The following is a 7244-nucleotide window of genomic DNA, read 5'->3' on the forward strand; positions in this document are numbered from 1 at the left end:
GTAGTTTTACAGGCAAAGCCGAAACGGATGATAACCACCTACTGAAGTAGGTGGTTTAGGGCTGAAAATAAAAAGGGGAGCAAATGCTCCCCAAAAATAATAAAACGAATTCACAACAAGGATTAAATAGGCAATAGAGTTATAAATGCTAGCGAATAAATTAATTAACGATTACCAGGTTCACGCATGCGGTACTCGTATTGAACATTGAGAATAGGCTGGTAAACAACTTGCCCGTCACTTTGCAAGAACTCATTTACCATGACTTTTGAGTCAGTGATAGAAAACGATTGGCGATCAACATACGTTGTAAGGCTCGTAAACTCATCACGGAGTTGTCCAGATGATTTATTTTGGTAGCTTTGGATCATATCTCGGCCCATTTCATAAGCCGCTTGTTTGCTATCCATTACGTCGCCATGGATAGTTTCGGTATCGTTTGTCCACTGATAACCACCAGCAAGAGCCATAGAAGGTGCAGCAATCAGAGCAATCGTACTTGCTAAAGTTGTTAAGCGTTTCATAAACCTCTCCTTACTTACCTTTACATCGGGCCAAAATTGGCTCGATACTTATAAGGTACGTATAAAGACCTAAAACACGTCAAAACAATTTCAAATAATGTTCAATTTTCGTTCAACTTATTTCACATTAACTTAGCAACTCAACGTCATATTCAGCCGACATTCGCATTTTCTTTCTTTTGAACAATGGGTTTCAACCTGACACTTCCTTACCAAACCATACAATACCTAAGGTCAATTTTCTCTTAGAATTCCAGCAAAAGAACAGTGTTCAAAACCTTACACAAACGTCGGACACAGCAAAAACCACCTCTTTTCAGTCGTGCTTTGCATTCCTCCTTTTCGGGTTCTTCGCTGCTCGTCCGTCGGTTCTTAATTGTCGCTATTGAGCACAAGTTAATCTGGAGTGAAAATGACCGCGAACAAATCCATTTTTTACCATAGCAAATCGATTTACTCAGATGATTATGCTGATGTCTACAAGCCAATTTGGACCTACAGAGCTAAGTTCATCTTACGTGCGCTTTATTATAAACGTGCATTTAAGCACCTTTCAGACAATATTGAATCGTCATTGTTAGAGTTGCTTTGTACACGTACGCATCGGTTTTTAGAGAAACCGTTTCGTCCGTATATCATCAAAAACAACTCAGCGTTCGATCGTTCTAACTTGGTGGTTGATCACTATAAAACGATTTCAGAACTGTTTTCTAAACAAACAATCGAAGAAATCTACACAGACTCGAAAGGCCTAACATTAGCCTCTTTTGAAATTGACGAAATACTGTACTCGGTGAGATTAGTATACGAAGCACGTTATCAAAAAGAAGGCGACATGAGCCTAGTGCTGCACAGCGCTGAAGATGGCAACTTCTACACGCTCTCTTTTACGCTCGGTCACATCGAATCTGGACGCAGCATTATGATTGGCGGCTTACAAGGACCGCGAAGCAGTGAAGAAAACAACGCGAAAATTAAAAAGCTAACTCGTAAGCTTTACGGACAGAGACCAAAAAGCTTGATGGTGAGCTTGCTCACTTTGCTCGCACAAATTTGGGAAGTGAACACGATTCTAGCAGTGAAAACGCAGTCCCATACTTACGCAGCTAAGCGCTACAGCAAAGGGCGAATCAAAACGGATTACGATGCACTCTGGCAAGAATTGGGCGGCACCGAATACAATCGTCATTTTTACTCAATTGATGTAAATGCACCCCGTCGAGATATCGAAGGCATGTCGCGCTCTAAGCGTTCGATGTATCGTCGCCGTTATGAATGGCTAGACAACACCAAGATCACTTTCGAACAAATATTAAAAGGCGAGCAAGCTAAAAGCTAAGGAGAAGCGTTCATGCGTTATTCATTCATTACTGCTTTAGTGTTGTCGGCTTTTTCTTTGTCAGCCAATGCAGAAACCAGTGAGCACATCATAGGTACAAACATTGGCTATGGCGATGTGAACTACGATGCTCCGACAAGCAAAGAATCAGGCGACATGTTCTTAGGTGAAATATATTACCGCTACATGCCAACACATAACTTTGGTATTGAAGCAGGTTATAAAGGCGCGTTTGACGGTATCGGCTCGATACTCGTGAGTCCGATTTCAGAAGTCACCGATACGAGCTTCTCCGGACCTCGCTTGAGTGGCTATGCTAGCTATCCTCTGGGTTCAGGTTTCGAACTGTACGGCAAGGCAGGTGTCACTCTCTACACTCTCGAATACACTTATAAAGTGAACGGTCAGAGCAAGAACATCGAACACTCAAGTGTCGGAGGTGAAGCGGCTGGCGGTATCGGCTGGAGCTATAAACACTTTGGTTTGAATGCAGAATATGTGTACTCAAAAAACAGCGATTTTGACTCTAGCGGCGTGATGTTTGGTGCGCAACTGCGTTTTTAAACAAGGCTTACAAGTTAATACAAAAGGCAGCGAGAGGCTCATTCGCTGCCTTTTTTCGTGAATATAGGTCAATACGCAAGCGCGAGAATGATCCCCGCCACGATAGAAGTAACGCCAAGCCCTCGGGTGAGATACCATTTCTCAGACAGAAACCAAATCCCCATAAACAATCCAAACACAATGCTGATTTGCCTTAGTGCTACGACCAAACTCACGTTGTCGGTCATGGTCATCGCAAACAGCACCAAGCCGTAGGTGGATGCCATCATTACCCCTGCCATGCTGGCTGTTTTGCGGATCTGCCACGCTGTCTTAATCTCATCTGGCTTGTCCGTAACCAAGCACCACACAAGGGCAGGAATACCAATTGCCCAAAACTGCACGCCCAAGTAGAAGATTGCACTGTACTGATCATTCAAGATCTCTGATGCTTGTCCTGTGAGTAAACTCAGCGCTTCTTTATCGACTACCGAGTAACCCGTTGTGCCTATTGCGGCAATCAATGCCCAGAACACACCAACGTTCAAATAAGAGCCCAATGTCATCTGACGAAAATTCGTCAGTGGTACCAGCATACAACCAAGAGTAATTAGTAAGAATCCAAGCCACTGCTGACTAGATAATTCATGTCCCAATGCAACACTGATTGCGCCGACCATCATCACAGGCAGTGCCCGAGCAATCGGATAAACCACCCCCACATCAGCGTGCTTATAAGCGACAATCAAACCAACCAGATAAACCATTTGTGAAATGCCGCTAATGAACAGCAACCCCCAAAACTCACTCGGTAATGATGTCCAGCCAATGGTTGCCAAATACCAAATCAAATAAGGGGTAAGAATGAAACATGCAGAGAAGCTGGCCGCCATAGTAAACGCGAGCCCTGACCCAGAGTTGCTTTTGCCAAGGATATTCCAGCCCGCATGAAGAACAGCAGAGAAAACGACGAGACCAATCGCCAACAAATCCATTTCAATGTTCCTGTCTGAATAAAATAAAGGCCCCGAGATGGAGCCTTAGATAATGAGAAAATCCACTTAACGATTGAGTTCCGCCAGAGATTCAATGCTGATGGCATCGTGTCGCCAATACTCGATATCGCAATCAATCAACTCACCGTGCTGGTTGTAGTTGATGCGCTCCACTACCATCGCGGGCGTACCGGCTGTCGCACGCAGTGCCTGAGCCATTTCACCCAATAAAGTGCTGGTTGAAATGCGGTAGCGAATCTTTTGATACGTCACGCCATAATGATCGCGGTAAATGTCCGTCAGTGAATTTGATAAATCGTAATCCAACAGGTTCGGAAACAGCTCTGGGCGAATGTAGTTTGTTACGAATACCACAGGTCTGTCTTCAAGGTATCGCACACGGTCGACTCGATACACGTCCGAGAAAGGTTGCAAGTCCAGTAAGCGCGCGGCTTGTTTGTTTGCCAACGTCCCTTTTGCTGCAACCAACTCCGTTTTTGGCACACGATTTTGCGCTTTCGCCATGTTCGGGAAGTTTAGCGTTTGGGTGGGGTCGTAACGCAATGGCTCAGGTGAGATAAACCAACCTCGGCGATCTTCGCGATAGATTCGACCTTCCGCTTCTAGCAGTGATAAAGCTTCACGCAGAGTGACGCGTGTAGTATCGAACGACTCCGCCAACTTACGCTCTGCTGGCAGTTTTTGACGCGGCGATAGCATGCCCGCTTCAATCTGTTCAACAATCGAATCTTTAATTTTTACGTATTGCACGAAGTGTCCTTATCTTTTGCGCCAAGCTTGTGTGCGATTCTCTAACAATTTACCCAAAGTCATCTGAACAATCTTCGCAATTGCGGCAGCCATCATGATCATCACCGCCATCGCTGCTGCAGCGCCAGTTTGACCTGCATCGTCCATATTCAGAATCGAGACCGAAGCCGGAATCGTATCGGTTGAGTAAAGGAATACTACCGCAGAAGTGGTGGTCAATGCATTAACAAACAAGTAAGTCGCAATGTCCAAAATCGCAGGTAAACACACAGGTAATGTCACTTTAAAGAACAACTTGTATTGAGGAAGCTTCACCGATGCTGCCGTGGCTTCAATCTCCGATGGCAACTGCTTTAGCGCTGTCAGGGCTGTCATGTGACCCACCGTGTAGTAATGCACTACCGTATTAATCACCAAGAATGCCATGGTGCCATAAAGCACGTTCAAAGGATTGTTCGCATCATTGAAGTAAAAGATGTAACCCAAGCCAAGCACCATACCCGGAACCGCCATTGGCACCACGCTGAGCATTTGCATCACTTGACGAATTGGACCGAACGCACGCCCTTTCTCAATGCAGTAAGCACCGACAAAGATGATGGCTGTACCAATAACCGCTGTCCAACCTGCCAGCGTTAGCGAGTTGAAGAATGGGCTCCAACCGTAAGTGCTCATTTCAGCAAAGTTGTAGTTGTTTAGCGTCAACGCTTTGTTCCAAGGCCAGAACGTCACTAACGAGCCATACACCGCCATACCCAAAACCGCCAACACTGCGATAGAAATGATGCTGCAGTAAACCAAACAAATGCTGTCGCGCGCTTTGTTGGGTTCTGGCTGATATGGCACCGAGCGAGTGTCGAATAAGCTCTTTTGTTTTTTCTGTACCCAGCGGTCTGCGCCAAACGCCATTACCGCAGGGAATAACAACATAATGCTAGTCACCGCACCCATGGCAAAGTTTTGCTGTCCCACGACTTGCTTGAAGATGTCAGTCGCCAGAACGTTGTAGCTGCCACCAATCACTTTCGGCACACCAAAGTCCGTGATAACCAGTGTAAAGACGACGATAAGCGTACTGATCAAACCGTATTTCGCCGCAGGTAACGTCACCATAAAGAAGGTTTTGATGGGTGAAGTTTTAAGTGCGCGGGCTGCTTCATACAAGCGAGCATCTGAAGTGCGCAGCGAAGTAGTTAAAATCATCAATGCATGAGGGAAGGTCCAGAAAATCAAACCCATCGAGATACCAATCACGCCGTAAATCGAGTTTCCTAACAGCATCTCTTTGGCAATGCCTTGATTACCGAAAAGGAAAATCAAACTGATCGCTGGCAGTAACGAAGGCGCAAGAATTGGCGCAGTACCTAGGATTTGGAACAAACCTTTAAACGGCATGCATGAACGAGTCAGCGCGTAGGCATAACCGAACGCAAGCACACCCACTACCGAGGTCACAATCACGCCCAAAGTGAAGGTGTTGCCCACCGACACCCACAAGCTTGAAGAAGAAAAGTACGTCGCAAAGTTTGCCAAACCAACGAATTCGCCATTGGCATTTTGCACACTCTTGGTCAACATTGCCCAAAGCGGCATTAAGATGAACAGCACCATCATGGTCGACAAACTAGCGAGCAGACCGAACAACACAAGGTTGTCGCGGCTAACACGTCCGAGTAAGGATTTTGCTTTGTCTTGTGTGGTCAGGCTATTCATCGTCATTGTCTTCGCATCCATGTTTACACCTACGCTGCTAGCGCTTTATCAACCGAGGGCACGGCGTAACCATGCAGCCCTTCTTCAGCAAACTGGATGTAACGTACATCGCCCGCCTTGATATTGAGTTTTTGAACCGTTTCCACAGGCACATCCACTACGATGGTTTTCGTTGAGCTGTCGTTTTGCAATACGCAATCAATGCGGAAAAACGCCCCTAGAAACTCGGTTGCGGTAACTCGCACAGGTAAAGAGTTGGTGTAGTTTTCAACGAACTTGATGCTTTCAGGACGCACCGCAAGGTCAAAGCGGTCACCGCGTTGGATCTTACGATTAGTCAAGCTGGGCGCTGGCATTAGGGTTTCTGCAATGCGTACTTGGGAGTCCGTTGCTACTGAGGTTTCAATAAAGTTCATGCTACCGACAAACTCAGCGACAAAGCGCGTGGCTGGTTGTTGGTAGATCTCTTGAGGTGTGCCGACTTGCTCTATCACACCATGGTTCATTACCACGATACGATCCGCCATCGACAACGCTTCATCCTGATCGTGCGTAACCATGATAGTGGTAATGCCAAGCTTACGTTGCAGCTTACAAATCTCGTCACGTAAGTGAACACGTACTTTTGCATCTAGCGCTGACAGCGGCTCATCAAGTAGCAGTAGACCCGGAGATAGCGCCAGTGCACGAGCCAAAGCAACACGTTGCTGTTGACCACCAGAAAGTTGGTTAGGGAATTTCTCGCCAGAGGTTGGAAGACCAATGGTTTCTAGCCAGTAATCCACCTTCTCTAACGCTTCTTTGGTCGACATGCCTTGGTTCTTCAAACCCACCGCAATGTTCTCTTGCACGGTAAGGTTCGGAAACAGCGCGTAAGATTGGAATACAATGCCGAAATCGCGCTTCTCTGGTGGTAGGAATGTGGTCTCTTGACCGTTTTGAAAAATCGCACCAGACGTTGGCAAGTCTAAACCTGCAATGGCACGTAATAGAGTGGTTTTACCGCAGCCAGAAGGGCCAAGAAAACAAACGAACTCGCCCTTTTCAATCGCTAGCGAGATTTTCTTTAATGCAGTGAACTGTCCGAATTGCTTCACTACATTTTCAATATTTAGGTAATGTTGGTTAGTTGACATAGCACACGCTCCAAATGGTATATACCAACTTTAATTTTGGAGTGTTACGTTCCAATGACAAATTTATAGCCAGAAGATGACAAATAGATGAAGGGAGATAAGGTTTGTTTAAGTGGTAATTAGAGATTCCCGACTTTCTTAAGTTCGTCATTCCAGTATATGGACTCCCGAGTTATTACAACTTGTTTAGCGAGAATAGATTAGATGCATGCGTATATTCGGG

Annotated in this window: 7 protein-coding genes; 2 read left to right on the forward strand and 5 right to left on the reverse strand. The window is 45.8% G+C overall.

What is annotated here, in order from left to right; translation table 11 throughout:
- Positions 1-164: 164 nt before the first annotated feature.
- Positions 165-524 carry a DUF3316 domain-containing protein gene (locus R7R78_RS23410; RefSeq protein ID WP_017635096.1) on the reverse strand — a complete coding sequence of 120 codons (360 nt, stop codon included), beginning with the start codon at positions 522-524 and terminating at the stop codon, positions 165-167.
- Positions 525-936: 412 nt separating this feature from the next.
- Between R7R78_RS23410 and R7R78_RS23415 the strand changes: the two genes are divergently transcribed.
- Positions 937-1863: a VirK/YbjX family protein gene (locus tag R7R78_RS23415; RefSeq protein ID WP_005384371.1), complete on the forward strand. Its 927-nt coding sequence runs from the start codon at positions 937-939 to the stop codon at positions 1861-1863.
- 12 nt (positions 1864-1875) lie between these two features.
- Positions 1876-2427, forward strand: a complete 552-nt coding sequence (locus R7R78_RS23420; protein ID WP_005374044.1) for an outer membrane beta-barrel protein — start codon at positions 1876-1878, stop codon at positions 2425-2427.
- 68 nt (positions 2428-2495) lie between these two features.
- On the opposite strand, the gene R7R78_RS23425 is transcribed toward R7R78_RS23420, so the two are convergent.
- The 4 genes from R7R78_RS23425 to R7R78_RS23440 all read right to left on the reverse strand — a co-directional run bounded on the left by R7R78_RS23425 (position 2496) and on the right by R7R78_RS23440 (position 7021).
- On the reverse strand, positions 2496-3401 hold the full coding sequence (locus R7R78_RS23425) for an EamA family transporter (RefSeq protein WP_047102800.1): 906 nt from the start codon (positions 3399-3401) through the stop codon (positions 2496-2498).
- Between the two features lie 66 nt (positions 3402-3467).
- Positions 3468-4172 (reverse strand): phosphonate utilization transcriptional regulator PhnR, encoded by a 705-nt coding sequence (phnR, locus tag R7R78_RS23430; protein WP_005442366.1) that lies wholly within the window; start codon positions 4170-4172, stop codon positions 3468-3470.
- Positions 4173-4181: 9 nt separating this feature from the next.
- On the reverse strand, positions 4182-5906 hold the full coding sequence (locus R7R78_RS23435) for a putative 2-aminoethylphosphonate ABC transporter permease subunit (RefSeq protein WP_213876808.1): 1725 nt from the start codon (positions 5904-5906) through the stop codon (positions 4182-4184).
- 8 nt (positions 5907-5914) lie between these two features.
- Positions 5915-7021 carry a putative 2-aminoethylphosphonate ABC transporter ATP-binding protein gene (locus R7R78_RS23440; RefSeq protein ID WP_005432488.1) on the reverse strand — a complete coding sequence of 369 codons (1107 nt, stop codon included), beginning with the start codon at positions 7019-7021 and terminating at the stop codon, positions 5915-5917.
- Positions 7022-7244 lie beyond the last annotated feature (223 nt).

Source organism: Vibrio sp. 2134-1 (assembly GCF_033339495.1).

Bases quoted from the DNA above. Each gene is read 5' to 3' on its own strand.
- R7R78_RS23410 (WP_017635096.1), bottom strand. From the start codon at position 524: ATGAAACGCTTAACAACTTTAGCAAGTACGATTGCTCTGATTGCTGCA.
- R7R78_RS23415 (WP_005384371.1), top strand. From the start codon at position 937: ATGACCGCGAACAAATCCATTTTTTACCATAGCAAATCGATTTACTCA.
- R7R78_RS23420 (WP_005374044.1), top strand. From the start codon at position 1,876: ATGCGTTATTCATTCATTACTGCTTTAGTGTTGTCGGCTTTTTCTTTG.
- R7R78_RS23425 (WP_047102800.1), bottom strand. From the start codon at position 3,401: ATGGATTTGTTGGCGATTGGTCTCGTCGTTTTCTCTGCTGTTCTTCAT.
- R7R78_RS23435 (WP_213876808.1), bottom strand. From the start codon at position 5,906: ATGGATGCGAAGACAATGACGATGAATAGCCTGACCACACAAGACAAA.
- R7R78_RS23440 (WP_005432488.1), bottom strand. From the start codon at position 7,021: ATGTCAACTAACCAACATTACCTAAATATTGAAAATGTAGTGAAGCAA.